We start from the raw sequence: 14,028 nt of genomic DNA on the forward strand, positions 1-14,028 counted from the left end.
TTGCCCAAGCCGCTCCTTCGCCGCCAAACGGCGCATCGATGCCACAGGAAGCCGCTTCGATCGTCAACGCACCGCTGCAAAGACTGGCGAGAGCCCCCGTTCCGTTCAGCGTACCTCCACCCAGCCGTTTTTGATCGCGACCACAACGGCTTGCGTCCGGTCGTTGACGTTTAATTTTTGCAAGATGCTGCTAACGTGGTTTTTCACCGTTTTTTCGCTAATGTACAGCGCTTCGCCGATGGCGCGGTTGCTTTTGCCGTCAGCCAACAGCTGCAGCACTTCGCACTCGCGCCGCGTCAATAAATGCAGCGGACGGCGCACTTCTTGTTTGACCGCCACGCCGCCTTTTTCCGACGTCAAGCGGCGGTATTCGCGAATTAAGTTGTGCGTCACTTTCGGATGCAAATACGATCCGCCTTCCGCGACGATTCTCACCGCCTCAATGAGTGTATCGGCGTCCATCTCCTTCAACAAATACCCGGTCGCTCCCGTCTGCAAGGCGCGCATCACATAGTGTTCATCGTCATGGATCGACAGGACGACGACTTTCGTATCAGGGTAAGCTTCAATCAGCTGTTTCGTCGCCTCAACGCCGTTGATGTCCGGCATATTGATGTCCATCAGCACCAAATCCGGGCGGTATGTTTCGACGATCGACAGCGCTTCGCTTCCGTCGCTTCCTTCCGCCACGACTTCAAAATCGCCCTCAAATTCCAAAATGCGCTTGATGCCCTCGCGAAACAGCTGGTGATCGTCGATAATCGCGATGCGTGTTTTCATCGTTTCCTCTCCTCCTTGGTCATGTCTGCGGCTGAACGGTCAATCGGAACGCGAATGAACACGGTCGTGCCGCTGCCAGGTTTCGAACGAATCGTCAACGTGCCGCCGAGCAGCTCCACCCGCTCCCGCATTCCAATCAAGCCGAACGCATTTTCTTTTTTGACCGATGGATCAAATCCTTTGCCATCGTCTTTGACACTGACAAGCAGATGGTGGCACGTCACTTCCATTTTGACGTCGATATGGCGCGCTTCGGCATGCTTCAAGGCGTTTTGCACCGACTCTTGGACAAGGCGAAACACGGCCGCCTCCATCCGCGACGGCAGCCGAATTTCTTCGCCGATATGTACAAAGGAAATGTGGACTCCGTTATTATATTCTTCGGTCGTTTGCAAGTATTTTTTTAGCGTCGGAACTAATCCTAAATCGTCGAGCGCCATCGGCCGCAAATCGTAAATGATGCGGCGCACTTCGGACAAAGCCGAACGCACCATTTTGCGAAAATCACGAATCTCGGCGATCGCCGCTTCCGTCCCCCGCTCTTTGATCACCTTTTCGACCAAATCAGACCGAAGAAGGACGTGAGCGAGCAGCTGCGCCGGTCCGTCATGGATTTCCCGCGACAGCCGCCGCCGCTCTTCTTCCTGGGCTTCGATGATTTTCAGCCCGAATTCTTGCTTTTGCTTCGCCCCTTCAACGAGCTCGCTGACATGGCGGAAATCGCTGTTTAAGTAGTGGAGCACGACCGTAATTTGTCCAACTAAATAATCGGCGCGTTCGATAATTTGCGCAAGGCTCGCCAATCTCCGCTCGAGCTCGTCGCGGCGCAGCCGCAGCTGTTTCTCCCGCTCGCGCACCATCGTCAGCTTCATATGCAACTCATGCGCCGCTTCATACGCCTCGCGAATATCTTGCTCCGAGTGGGTGGAAAAGTTTTGACTCACTTCCGACAGGCGGCGGCGCGCCTGACGCGCCTTCATTTCCAGCTGATCCGCTTCTTCGATCGCCTGCACGGTCAGCCGCTTCACCTCCTCAAGTTCGCGAAGCAAATGGTCGTGCTCTTGACGCGACTGCTCCCCGATGCGGAAAATTTCGTCTTTGCTGTGTTGAACGGTGTCGATCATTTTTTCGACAATCCGATCTAACTGCTTTACGTCCCACTGTTTTGCCTTAGCCATTTGCCAACCTCCAACAGCGCTGCCAAGCGGTGCGCATGGGCGCCAGCAAAATTTGTTTGAAGGAAAAAAGTTGTCGATTTATAATAATAAAAGCATGCTCTATCTATTGCTCTTTTATTTTTAGTTTACCATAATGAGAGTAGAGCGCTAGCCGTTCTTGCAAAAAAATAAACAAATAAACCGTTTGCACGATGTTGATCGTTGAGGTGTTTCGTTTTGTTGCAAAAATATTACACGGTTAAAGGATACGGTGAACACGAAATCGTAATTGAAAAATCACGGTTTATCTGCTATGTCAACCGCGCGGAAACGGAAGAAGAGGCTATCGCCTTTATTCAACAAATCAAGAAGAAGCATTGGGATGCCACCCACAACTGCTCCGCCTATTTGATCGGCGAGCATGACCAAATCCAAAAAGCGAACGATGACGGCGAGCCGAGCGGCACCGCAGGGGTGCCGATGCTTGAAGTGCTGAAGAAAAAAGGATTGAAAGACACCGTCGCCGTCGTCACCCGCTACTTCGGCGGCATCAAGCTCGGTGCGGGCGGGTTGGTGCGTGCATACAGCCGCGCCGTCTCAGAAGGCCTGAACGCCGCAGGCATCGTCGAGCGTCGGCTCATGCGCGTCATACACGTGACGGTCGACTACACATGGCTTGGAAAAGTGGAAAATGAACTACGGTCCTCAGTATATACTATTAAAAATATCCATTATGCCGATCGTGTCACCTTTGACATCCTCGTTCCCGAGGACGGCCAGCTACCGTTTGGCGATTGGATGACCGAACTGACAAACGGAAGGGCGGACATTCAGGCGGGAGCGATGGAGTATGCCGAACGGTTGCTTCCGTCTTCCTAAAACGACACCGTAAAGGAAAGAAGGGTTAAACGATGAATCATACAAGAAAAACGGTGAAAAAGCGAAAGAAAAAAAAGCGGCTCCGCCGATTATTTTTGCTCGTGTTTCTTCTTTTGCTCGGGGGTGTCGGCGCCTTTGGCTACAATATTTACTCCGAGACGAAACAGGCGTCAAGCAAAATTTATCAAGCGCTTGATCCATCAAGCAAGCCTGCAAAAAATATTGAAATGCGCAAAGATCCGTTTACCGTGCTGTTAGTCGGAGTGGAAAACCAGTACCACGACGAGGAGGGGCGGTCTGATGTCGTCATGCTTTTGACCGTCAATCCGAAGACGAACAAAGTGTATTTGTTGAGCATTCCGCGCGACACGCGCGTTTACATCCCGAGCGAAGGGCGGAAAGACAAAATCACCCATTCCTACAGCTACGGCGGCATTCAATCGACGATTGCAGCCGTCAATGAGCTGATCGATGTACCGATTGACTATTACGTGACGACTGATTTTGAAGGGTTCGAAAAAATTGTCGATTCCCTCGGCGGCGTCACGGTAGATGTTCCGTTTACATTCAAAGCTCAGCTGACAGGTTCGCTCAAATGGCATACGTTCCATAAAGGCAAACAAGAGTTGAACGGCAATGAAGCGCTCGCCTATGTGCGCATGAGAAAATCGGACCCCCGCGGCGACTTTGGCCGAAACGAGCGGCAAAAACAAGTCATTCGCGCCATTATTGACAAAAGCACGTCCATCACCTCGCTGCCGAAGCTGGATGACATCATCGCCGATTTAGGGGATCACGTGCGGACGAACATCCCTCCGGCCGATTTGTTGTCGTTCATCTATGTCTATCAAAAAATGAAAAACGTGGACGTACAAAATCTGCATCTAGAAGGATACGATGAAACGATCAACGGCGTGTACTACTACATCCCCGACGAGCAATCGGTCAGCTCCATCAATGAAACGCTGCGGCAAGCGCTCGAGACGTCCAACGCCTCCCTCACGCGCAGCGATTCACCATCCACACAAAGCCAAAATTAACGATCACAAAGAAGGTGCTCCCAAAAGCAATGGGGCGCCTTTTTCCATTTACAGCGTATATCATGCCGCAATGATGATGAAAGAACACAACTTTTCATGTCCTCTGCTTTTTTTCTCTCTTTTTCAACAAAACTTTTCATTTTTTCTCATAATAGGACTGAATTCGGGTTGGATAAAACGGCAAAATTCGCTATGATAGTATAGAAAACGCAAACTTGAGAAAAAAGGGGGGGATCGAATCCTTGAAAAAAACGCTTCTTTCCGTCTTGTTGGCGACTTGCCCGCTGTGGCCGTCGGCCGCCTTGGCCGCCGATGGAAGTCCGTCCTCATCCTCACCGACACTCATGGTCGCTGAGCATAACGCTTTGCTGAGGAGAGGAGCGACGGATTCCTATCAAATCGTCGAATCCATTTCCGCTGGCCAACAAGTAAAGGTCATCGACAAGTTCCAAAACGCTGCTGGCGAAACGTGGTATCGCATCGAATATAAGGGCATCACGGGCTGGGCGCGGGCAGACGACTTTTCTGAAGCGCATGTCTCTTCCGCCTTCCCTAACGTGATGTTCGCCAAGCAAGACTCGTTGCTGAGAAGAGGGGCAACCGATTCATATCGGTCCGTTGGTTCGATTCCCGCTGGCCAACAAGTGAAAGTCATAGACGAGTTTCAAAATGCCTATGGTGAAACGTGGTACCGCATCGAGTACGGAGGCGTCACCGGCTGGACGCGTGCGGACAGCTTTTCCAACCAACCGCCTTCCATGCTCGTCGGAAAGCGTGCGGTGATCGCCGCCAACGACATCACGATGCGCAAGGGGGCATCCCCTTACTATCCGGTCGTCAAAACACTGTCTAACGGCGATGTCGTCTCCATCATTGCCGAGTTCACCAATTCGCTCGGGGAACAGTATGTGCGTGTGGAGTGGGCGGGAGTCAAAGGATGGGTGAAAACGGAACAGATCTACATACCCAAACAGCTTCCGACACTTTTGCCGACATTCATGAACGTTGTGCAGTCCTCCCCGGTTCGCCACGGGGCGAGCGTCCATTACCGCGCCGTCGCCACAGTGTCACGCGGTCAATCTGTCAAAGTGATCGATTTGTTCGTCACAAATGGTCAGGAACTTTGGTGCCGCGTTGATCTCGGACATGTCCGGGGATGGGTGTCGGAAAAAGTGTTGACGATGTCATCAACCATGTCGGTTCCAAGCGGTGTCTCGGATACGTCCAGCGTCTCAGGCCAGCCGCTGACGGTCAGCGTTTCGGTCGCCAATGTGCGGCAAGCTCCATCTTTAAAAGCAAAAGTCGTCACCCAACTGAAAAAAGGAACCAAACTGAACAGCCTGTCAAGCGCCAAAGATGCGTCGGGAGCGCTTTGGTACAAAGTGTCCCTCAATGGAAAAACGCTCGGCTGGGTGCACGGGACGGTCGTAACCAAATCCTACCTTTCCCCACCAGCCAGCCAGGGGATGCAAAAGCAGGTGACAACCGCTAATGCGGCGCTGTTTGCCGAACCTTCGTTGAGCGCCGCCGTCATCGAGCGGATTGCGAAAAACCGAACGGTCACGGTTTTGAAGACGACAGAAGCATCTCCGTTCGACTGGGTGCAAGTCACCTCTGCATCGGGGAAAACGGGATGGATGCCGGTGTTTGAAGTAAAAGCCCCATCCTACGTATACGTCAAACAGGCGGGCACTCCGCTGCGCCGAGGTGCCTCTTCGAACTATCAATCGTTGAAGGCGTTGGCAGCGAATGAGCGGCTTGCTGTCCTTTACGAATATCATGGATGGCTGAATGTCGAAACATCCAATGGCGTCCGCGGATGGGTGGAGGAATCAAGCACCTCTACCGTCGCCTTAAATAGTCTCGTTGAACCGACGTTTTCGACCATCAACGAAGATGCCTATTTGACGTGGAAAAAAACTTCTAATTTCCGCGTCTCCTATTCGTTGTTGCCGGGCAATCGTCTGAAAATCACCGGCTCGTTTTCCTACGCTGAAGTCCCGTCGACCGACATTCCAGGCATACAAACGGTGGAGTGGAACGGCAGCAGCCTGCTCATCACCTTTGAACCGGGGTACACGTTCACCCTGCGCCATTACAGCGACCGATTGGCGCTGAAAATTCTCGAGACCGGACTCAAGGGCAAAAAAATCATCATTGACGCAGGGCATGGGGCGCACGACACCGGGGCGATCGGCCCTGGCGGCACGCGGGAAAAAGATATTACTCTCGACACCGCCTTATTGCTAAAAGAAGAATTGGAGCGGGCCGGAGCGATCGTGAAATTGACGCGAAGCACCGACATCTTTTTGGAGCTGTCTGAACGGACATGGATCGCCAACAGTTCCGACTACGACGCCTTTATCAGCATTCACGCCGACTCGTACTCGCGGACATCTCGCGGAACGACAACGTACTACAACGTATCGAGCAACTTCAATGGGCCAAAAAGCGAGCAGTTGGCCGCCATCGTGCAAAAACATCTTGTCCAACAGCTCGGAACATATGACCGCGGCCATAAAACGCAAGACTTTTACGTCAACCGGAAAAACGAGCTGCCGAGCATTCTCGTTGAGCTCGCCTTCCTCTCCAATCCAAATGAAGAGGCGCTGCTCAAAACGAAAGCGTTCCGCCAAAAAGCGGCCGTCGGCATTCGCGAAGGACTGGAAGAGTATTTCAGCCAATTCTAGTTTGTTCGCGTTCGGAGAATAATAGCATGAGAAGGCTGGTAATGCAACGGATTGCAAAGCTTTACGACGGAGTTCGTCAAACTGAGAAACATGGCAGCATCGCGTTTTCATTCCTTGCGATTCCTCATGAACCGAGCGAATCCGTTGTTTTTCACCGGCCTTTTAGGAAAGCTATTATTCTCCTTTCTTTCCATATCCAAAAACGGGGGAGATGAACATGATGAAACGAAAAGCCAAATGGGCCGTTGCTGCCAGCCTGGCGGTCGGAATGACGGCAGGCGCCCTCTTGTTTACGCCATCGGCGATGAAAGCATCGGAAGAAGTCGTGTTAGCGAGCGTCGACTGGGTGACTTCCCAGCTCAACCCGATGAAAAACGACATTGCCAACCTGAAAGCACAACTGGCCGCCCAGCAACAACAAATTCAACAACTTCAACAACAACTTGCCAGCAAACCCGCTTCGCCTTCTTTGCCTTCTGTCGTCTATGTAGTGAAAAACAATGCGGCCGTCCGCAGCGGAGCGTCAACGAGCTACCGCGTCATCACTTATAAACAGGCAGGGGCTTCACTGCAAGTGGTCGGGGCGCACCTTACTTCCCAAGGATTGTGGTACAACATCATCCTCTCCTCATCGTTGAAAGGTTGGATTTATTCCGGCGATGTCTCGACATCCGCCGTCAGCAGCGACAGCACCAAGCACGTCATCGCCACGGCCGCGGTCAATATTCGAAAAGGAGCGACGACTTCTTATCCGATTATTGCGACCGTTCCAAAAGGGACAGAGATGGTCTATATTCAGCCGTTTACCAACAGCAAAGGGGAGAAATGGTACAACGTGCAACTGTCTGATGGGCGTCGGGGTTGGATGGCCGCTGAATTTGGTGAGGTGAAGTAGACGGTGAAAAAATTGGCGTGGTTGGCCGTCGGCCTGTTTTTGCTCATCGTCTCTCCTTCCGCGTCGAACGCCGCTGGGGTGAAAACGTACAACAATCCCGTGCAAGTCCTTTTATATAAAGGGACATCGGTGACAGTCGCCGTCGAAGGAAACTATCAAATCGTCAATAAAGAGACGTTGACGATCACCCCGCTGCCAAGCGGGACAAATCTGACATTTCAGTCTTCCTCTTCGACCGTGTTTGTCACGTACAATGGAAAGACGGATTTTTCAAGCACCGGATTTACCATTCAAGAAACGATCGGCGCTGCGCCGTTGTCGCTTGTGAAAGTGAATCAAACCCGTTATCGCGGCAGCGTCGACATTCGCCGGCAAAGCAACGTCTTGTATGCTGTCAATATTTTAGATATGGAAGATTATTTAAAAGGAGTCGTGCCGAGCGAGATGCCCGCCTCTTGGCCGCTCGAAGCGCTGAAGGCGCAAGCCATTGCGGCCCGAAACTATGCCTATAAACATAAAACAAGTTTGACGACCAATCCAAACACACAGACGTATAAAGGATATGATGGAGAATCTCCACGATCGAACGCGGCAGTGGATGCAACAAGAGGATTGTATCTGAAATATAATGGCAATATCATTGAAACGTATTACCACTCGACAAGCGGCGGCAGAACCGCCAATGTAAGCGACGTCTGGAACTCGTCGCAAACCGCCTACCCATATTTGGCGAGCGTCGATGACCCGTATGAATCATCGCCGTACAGCCGATGGTCATTCACCTTCTCCCCAGCTGTGCTGCTGCGTTCGTTCGGGTTCACCGATCCATCGGTTGTTTTATACGACGTCTCGATCGCCAAAACCGGCGCGAACGGAGAAGTGGGTGCCGTCACGATTGAAACCTCGGCAGGCGAAAAAACGGTGAAAGGCAATGAGACGACCATCCGCAAACTGTTCCCGCTAGACGGCAATCAATTTTACGGCATCTTGCCGTCCAACTGGTTTGACATTCAAGTGCAAAAAAGCGGTCCATCCGTGTCGATTCAAACGGCCAGCGGCAACATCGCCGCCTCTTCCTTGTCATCTTACTCCGTCCAAACAGGGAGCGGAACCGTTTCGCTCGCCGGCGTCGAAGGAATCAAGGTGCAAACAACGGATGGCATCGTGCCGCTTTCCGCCTCGCCGTCAGGGGTTAGCTCGATCACTGTCACTGGAAAAGGATGGGGGCACCGGATCGGCATGAGCCAATACGGAGCAAAAGCATTTGCCGAGCGTGGATGGACGGCGGAGCAAATTTTAGAGCATTACTTCCGCGGGGCGGAAGTCTCGTTCGAGTGAAAGCATGACGATTGTGAAGGAAAACATCACTCGCATTCCAACACTCCCGACGCGGTCGGAAAATATCTTTCCAAATGGAAACATAGCCGCTTTTCACATAAAGGAAAGGGCATCCTGCTTATGAGCGGGACACCCTTTTCTTTTTTATTGTTCCGTCGGCCAAACGGATTCGCGTTTTGTTTCATCGCCAAGGGCGTGAAGCAAATCGTCGACAATGCGAATCCATGAGTATTGCTCCACCGCCAACTTGCGCCCATTTTCCGCCATCTTTTCGTATTCCTCGCTCGGAAGGCAAAGCAACTCGAGAACCGCTGCAGCGATCTGTTCAGGATTTTCTGGAGGAGCGATTTTTCCGCAATGGTATGTTTCTAAAATCTCGGCGCTCTCCCCTTCGCCGCAATACAGCACCGGGGTTCCGGTGGCGATCGCCGGGAAAATTTTCGACGGCCTTGCCCCTTTAAACAAATCGATGTTGCGCAGCGAAACGATGCTGTAATCGGTGATGGAGAAAATCTCCGGCATCTTCTCAACCGGAACGGATCCGTAAAACGTCACATTGTCAAGGCCGAGCTCTTCTTTTAACGCCATCAGCTTTTCTCGCTCTTGGCCGTCGCCGACAAACAGGAAATGCGCCCGTTCATCTTTTGCTTTGACGATGGCCGCCGCCCGCAGCACCGAATCGAGCCCTTGGGCGTATCCCATCGTTCCGGCGTACGTAAACACCACTTTTCCTTCGAGCCCTAATTCCGCAAGCAGCTTCTTGTTTTTCGGCAGCGGGCGAAACACATCCGTGTTGACGCCGTTCGGCAATAAAAAGACATCCTCGGGCGCCTTCCCTTGCTCAATCATATAATCGCGAATGCCTTCCGTCGCGGCGGCGATTTTCCACGCCTTCCGGTATAAAAACAGCTCGAGCCATCTCGCCATTCGGATGAACAGCCGATTTTTCAAAATGCCGAGCTCAACGGCCGATTCCGGCCAAATGTCGGCGACGTTGAAAACAAACTTCGCCCGTTTCAACTTCGCGCCCACGTACCCGGTGATCCCTAAAAACAACGGCGGGGAATTGCAAATGATCACATCCGTCGGCTTCGCTTTCACAAGCAGCGAATAAAACGAGCTGAACGTAAACGAAAAATACGAAGCGAGCCGTTTCCAAAAGCTCCCCTTTGGCGACGGATAAATCCATGTCCGATGAACGGGAATGCCGTCCCATTGTTCGAACAAATAAAACAGGCCGCGGTATGGCTTGGGGATGACGCCGTGCGGGTGATGCGGGAACGCCGTGAGCACTTCCACTTGATGCCCCCGTTTGATCAGCTCCTTGCTCACCTCATACACACGAATTTGCGGTGCGCCTGTTTCCGGCGGGAAGTGTTGGCATAGGTAAATGATCCTCATGGCCCGCTCCACACCACTTTCCCAAAAAATCGCAAACGAACGTTCCATTTCGAGCGCCAAGAGGCGAGCGCAAACGAGGCGTGGAAAAGGGGAAACGCCCCCCTGGCATCGTCCCGCTGTCCTTGGATGTATAATCGTTGCCGCGAACCGACGGTCATCATGAGCTTGCCAACGGAAAGCCGCCGGCTTCGCGACTTAGCCTCCGCTTTCGGCAACAAACGAGCACCAACCGCGGCGGCTGATATGACGGCTTTGTTCCTCATCGACTCCCTCCACCGCCTTTCAACGTTTGCTCATACAATCGGATCATGCGCATCGCATTTTCCGTCCAATCGTAATGTTCATGGACATGGTTGACGCCGTTTTCCCCCATTCGTTGCCGCAGCCTCTCATCAAGCAGCAGCCGTTCGAACGCCTCCGCCAGCTTTTCCGGACTGTTTTTCGGCACGATCAACCCCGTTGTTCCCTCACGGACGACTTCCGGCAGCCCGCCGACGTTGGAGACGACAACGGGAACGCCGCACGCCATCGCCTCGACGGCGGCAACGCCAAAACTTTCGCTGTCTTCCGTCGAAGGCACGGCGAAAATATCCATTTGATTGATATACAGCGGCACTTGTTCGTTCGGAACTTTGCCGGCAAACGTCGTCACGGATTGGATGCCGAGGCGGGCGCACAGCTCCTCGTATTCACTCCGCTGCGGCCCGTCGCCGACGATCAACAGCTCCGTTCGCGGATGCCGCTCGTGCACAATGGCAAACGCCCGAATCAAATCGGCGATCCCGTACTTGTCGGAAAGAGCTTTCACCGTGCCGATCGTCACGGTCCGTTTCGGCTGTTTCGGCAACGGTTTGAAGCGGGCGACATCAACACCAAACGGCGTCACTTCGATCGGTTTGTCCGTATACTTTCCGGTTTCTTTCGCCATCACACGGCTTGTCGAACAAATGACATCCGCACGCTGGAATGTATATTCAAGCATCCGTCGGTTCCAACGATTGGCATTCGGAAACTGATACACGTCGCGCCCCCAGACGGAGACGTAAAACGGATGATACCCCGCAAGCGCCCCGATCAACCCGTAGCTGGAGGCATAATGGGCGTGCAAAATATCTGGTCGAAACGAAGCGAGCAGCCGCTTTAATGAAAAGACAGTGGAAAAATACGACAACTTCCCCGGCAGCCATTTCGGCAGCACGACTGTCTCGACTTCTTTCGCTTGCTCCGGCCCGTAATGGTCTTTAAACGTCACGACTTTCACATCAATGCCTTGCGTTTGGTAAAAGCGGGCCCACTTATGCGTATGGATCGATTTGCTTGGAGCCAATAAGGCGACTTTCATCGGAGGCCCCCCACCAACGTTTCTTTCACCTTTTCCACTCTCGCTTCCCACGAATGTTTCGCCATAAACGTCTGCTCAATGCGCAAGCGGCACTCCTCGAGCATGTCCGCCATCTTGGCGATCGCTTCTGCCATCGACGACGGGTTGTCGTCGCAAATGACGCCGTACCCATCCGCTTCAATCAGCCGCTTTTGCGCTGAGCAAGCGGTGGCGACAATCGGCAGGCCGCTCGACAGATAGTCAACCAGCTTGACGGGAACGGAAAAATCATTGTACTCGCTCCGCCGCCGCGGGATGAAGGCGAAATCCATCTCCGCATACAAACGGTCGAGCGCTTCGCCGCTGACGTGCTCGACGCGCACTTGCAAGGCGGCAAGCTCTTCTTTCACCGCAAGCGGCTGCCGCTCGTACTCGTCTTTTCGGCAGACGACGGTGAGCGAAACAAGCGGCTTGCGGCGGTTTGCCAAGCGAATCGCCTCGAGCAGGAGCAAAAGCCCATAGTCGGCATTGTTGATGCCGCCAACATAAATGGCATTCAGCGGCTGTTTCGCCGTCCCGAACCGCTGAAACGGCTTTTGCTTCCCACCCGGCGGCAAATCAACCATCGGGCGGCGGATCGCGACATATGTTCCCATTTCGAGGCTCGGCAAAAAGATGACATCGCAGTACCGCTCGTAAAACCGTTCTTCCCAACGGTACATCATTTGCATGGCCGCTTTTTTCCAACCACGGAGCGGATACAAATCAGGAAACTTCCAATAGACGTCGCGGTAAAAGACGCCGATCGGAACGTTGCGGGCTTTCAAGTAGCGGAGAACGTCCCGGTCGACGAACGGACGTTGCGGCCGGTGTCCTGGGTCCGTGAGCCAAAGCGGAATCGTCTGGTTTTCCATATAGCAAAACCAGACATCATCGAGCTTGCCTTGGCTGCGGAGCTCTTGAAATTGCTTCTCCCGCTCGGCTGACGTGCCGGCGATCAGAAGAACGTCCACTCCCTCTTTCGCTCCCCAGCGCAAAAACGCCTGATGCATTTCATACGGCCGCAGCTTTGACCCGCTGTTTCGTTCCGCGACGAGTGAAAACGGGTAATAAATCAATACGGTTTTCATCATTCATCCCTCATCCGTGATTCGCCTTTTCGCTGCAAACCATGCCCGTAAATCCCCCTGCACCCGCAGCCACAACGCCATTCCGCCAAACAATGCCACGAGCAGCACCCAGGTCGGATTGAACAAAAAATCGGTGAACCCACCGACAAGCGTGCGGGGGATGTTAATGGAAAAATAAACGAACAAACTTAAAAACAAAGGATTTTTTGGCAGCCGTAGAAACCCAATATACAACAGCTGCGTCACGACACCGACATACAGCGTGCCGATGACGATCCCCACATAACCGAAATTGGCATACGCCTCAGCGACAAAAAGGGTGTTCAACACTCCCCCTGTCCCGTCTTCAATGCGCTCTGGGAACACGTGCGCCATCACGAGGCGGGCGGAGCGGACATTCTCGACGTCAAACAACCCTGTTAAAATCGAGGGCAAGCTTTTTCCATAAAGAAATGGCAGCGCTTCGCCGAACAAATTCAAATGAAGAAACGTCGGCGCGATTTGCGCCAAAATCATGCGGCCGATCGGGCCTTTGTTGTAAGACAAAAAGGTCGCAACATCTTGCACCCCTTGAATGACGATGTACATGCCGACGAGCACCGCCGCCCCCACTCCCCCATACAACGCCAATTTCGCCGCCGACAGCCTTGTTTTTCCAATGTAGATGCGAATCAGCAAAAACATCATCACGTAAAAGAAAATCGGCGATTTGGCCAAATCATACACATTGACGAACACCGCCCCGACAAACAGACAGATAAACAGCAGCTTCCACCGCCACTCGTGCGTCAGCTCGGCAAACAAATAAGCGATAAACGACAAAAGCGGCGTGAGCGTAATGGCAAAAATATTGCGAACGAGCACGTTTCCGGCAAAATGGCGCGACGCCTCAATGCGCAACGCAGCCAAGCTCTCATCCGTCCCTGTCAAGAGCGCAAACACCGGAATCGTCGGCGTTTTCCAAATCATATACGCAATGGCGGCAAAACTGAGCAGCGACAGCGCCAAAAACGCATAAAACACTTGGCTGCCCGTCGCTCCGGCCAACGGGGAAAGCGGCTTTTGCAAATAGGCGCGAAACTCCTGCCTGGCTTCAAATCCGCACAGCCTTGAAACGACCACCATCGACAGCGGGAACACGATCATAACGAAGCTGACGACGAAAAACCCGATCTGCCGGTATTCCTCGGGCCGAAACAACTTGCGAATCATGTAGTAATCATCCATTCCCAATGCGATCAGCAGCGCGCCGATGAAGCTCGACAGAAGGAACGAGTAATAGTACACAATCGACACGAGATTCGGTGCCTTCCATGAAAGCGTCCCCGCTGCATAGCGAAACATCAAGGTGGAGGCGACAAGAACAATCAACCAGATCAACACGTCCAACATGCCGA

The 14,028-nt window shown here is 52.9% G+C and carries 12 protein-coding genes; 5 read left to right on the forward strand and 7 right to left on the reverse strand.

Features of this window, described 5'->3' with window-relative positions; genetic code table 11:
• Positions 1–105: 105 nt before the first annotated feature.
• Positions 106–780: a response regulator gene (locus CV945_RS05890; RefSeq protein ID WP_100659354.1), complete on the reverse strand. Its 675-nt coding sequence runs from the start codon at positions 778–780 to the stop codon at positions 106–108.
• On the reverse strand, positions 777–1,958 hold the full coding sequence (locus tag CV945_RS05895; protein ID WP_100659355.1) for a sensor histidine kinase: 1,182 nt from the start codon (positions 1,956–1,958) through the stop codon (positions 777–779). Before CV945_RS05895 ends, CV945_RS05890 begins: the two co-directional genes overlap by 4 nt.
• Positions 1,959–2,174: 216 nt before the next feature.
• Here CV945_RS05895 and CV945_RS05900 point away from each other — a divergent pair, with 216 nt between their 5' ends.
• The 5 genes from CV945_RS05900 to CV945_RS05925 all read left to right on the forward strand — a co-directional run bounded on the left by CV945_RS05900 (position 2,175) and on the right by CV945_RS05925 (position 8,779).
• Positions 2,175–2,816, forward strand: coding sequence for a YigZ family protein (locus tag CV945_RS05900; protein ID WP_100659356.1), 642 nt, complete (start codon positions 2,175–2,177; stop codon positions 2,814–2,816).
• Between the two features lie 32 nt (positions 2,817–2,848).
• Positions 2,849–3,856, forward strand: a complete 1,008-nt coding sequence (locus CV945_RS05905) for an LCP family protein (RefSeq protein ID WP_011232623.1) — start codon at positions 2,849–2,851, stop codon at positions 3,854–3,856.
• Positions 3,857–4,098: 242 nt separating this feature from the next.
• Positions 4,099–6,546, forward strand: coding sequence for an SH3 domain-containing protein (locus CV945_RS05910; RefSeq protein WP_100659357.1), 2,448 nt, complete (start codon positions 4,099–4,101; stop codon positions 6,544–6,546).
• Between the two features lie 217 nt (positions 6,547–6,763).
• On the forward strand, positions 6,764–7,441 hold the full coding sequence (locus tag CV945_RS05920; RefSeq protein ID WP_014196792.1) for an SH3 domain-containing protein: 678 nt from the start codon (positions 6,764–6,766) through the stop codon (positions 7,439–7,441).
• 3 nt (positions 7,442–7,444) lie between these two features.
• Positions 7,445–8,779 (forward strand): SpoIID/LytB domain-containing protein, encoded by a 1,335-nt coding sequence (locus CV945_RS05925; RefSeq protein ID WP_011232626.1) that lies wholly within the window; start codon positions 7,445–7,447, stop codon positions 8,777–8,779.
• 144 nt (positions 8,780–8,923) lie between these two features.
• Here CV945_RS05925 and CV945_RS05930 read toward each other — a convergent pair whose 3' ends face one another.
• Genes CV945_RS05930 through CV945_RS05950 form a run of 5 tightly spaced genes read right to left on the reverse strand, consistent with a single transcriptional unit; the run spans position 8,924 to position 14,023 of the window.
• Positions 8,924–10,180 (reverse strand): glycosyltransferase family 4 protein, encoded by a 1,257-nt coding sequence (locus CV945_RS05930; protein ID WP_011232627.1) that lies wholly within the window; start codon positions 10,178–10,180, stop codon positions 8,924–8,926.
• Positions 10,177–10,443: a hypothetical protein gene (locus CV945_RS05935; protein ID WP_020278882.1), complete on the reverse strand. Its 267-nt coding sequence runs from the start codon at positions 10,441–10,443 to the stop codon at positions 10,177–10,179. The genes CV945_RS05930 and CV945_RS05935 overlap by 4 nt, the downstream gene beginning before the upstream one ends.
• Positions 10,440–11,522 (reverse strand): glycosyltransferase, encoded by a 1,083-nt coding sequence (locus CV945_RS05940; RefSeq protein WP_096226139.1) that lies wholly within the window; start codon positions 11,520–11,522, stop codon positions 10,440–10,442. Before CV945_RS05940 ends, CV945_RS05935 begins: the two co-directional genes overlap by 4 nt.
• A complete protein-coding gene (locus CV945_RS05945; protein WP_100659359.1) occupies positions 11,519–12,634 on the reverse strand; it encodes a glycosyltransferase in 1,116 nt (371 codons plus the stop codon). Before CV945_RS05945 ends, CV945_RS05940 begins: the two co-directional genes overlap by 4 nt.
• Positions 12,635–14,023, reverse strand: a complete 1,389-nt coding sequence (locus CV945_RS05950) for an O-antigen polymerase (protein WP_100659360.1) — start codon at positions 14,021–14,023, stop codon at positions 12,635–12,637.
• Positions 14,024–14,028: the final 5 nt, after the last annotated feature.

This window comes from Geobacillus sp. Manikaran-105 (assembly GCF_002809955.1).
GTDB lineage: Bacteria > Bacillota > Bacilli > Bacillales > Anoxybacillaceae > Geobacillus > Geobacillus thermophilus.

Coding starts and splice junctions, on each gene's coding strand:
- CV945_RS05945 (WP_100659359.1), bottom strand. CDS start 12,634: ATGATGAAAACCGTATTGATTTATTACCCGTTTTCACTCGTCGCGGAA.
- CV945_RS05890 (WP_100659354.1), bottom strand. CDS start 780: ATGAAAACACGCATCGCGATTATCGACGATCACCAGCTGTTTCGCGAG.
- CV945_RS05935 (WP_020278882.1), bottom strand. CDS start 10,443: ATGAGGAACAAAGCCGTCATATCAGCCGCCGCGGTTGGTGCTCGTTTG.
- CV945_RS05940 (WP_096226139.1), bottom strand. CDS start 11,522: ATGAAAGTCGCCTTATTGGCTCCAAGCAAATCGATCCATACGCATAAG.
- CV945_RS05905 (WP_011232623.1), top strand. CDS start 2,849: ATGAATCATACAAGAAAAACGGTGAAAAAGCGAAAGAAAAAAAAGCGG.
- CV945_RS05950 (WP_100659360.1), bottom strand. CDS start 14,023: ATGTTGGACGTGTTGATCTGGTTGATTGTTCTTGTCGCCTCCACCTTG.
- CV945_RS05920 (WP_014196792.1), top strand. CDS start 6,764: ATGATGAAACGAAAAGCCAAATGGGCCGTTGCTGCCAGCCTGGCGGTC.
- CV945_RS05895 (WP_100659355.1), bottom strand. CDS start 1,958: ATGGCTAAGGCAAAACAGTGGGACGTAAAGCAGTTAGATCGGATTGTC.
- CV945_RS05930 (WP_011232627.1), bottom strand. CDS start 10,180: ATGAGGATCATTTACCTATGCCAACACTTCCCGCCGGAAACAGGCGCA.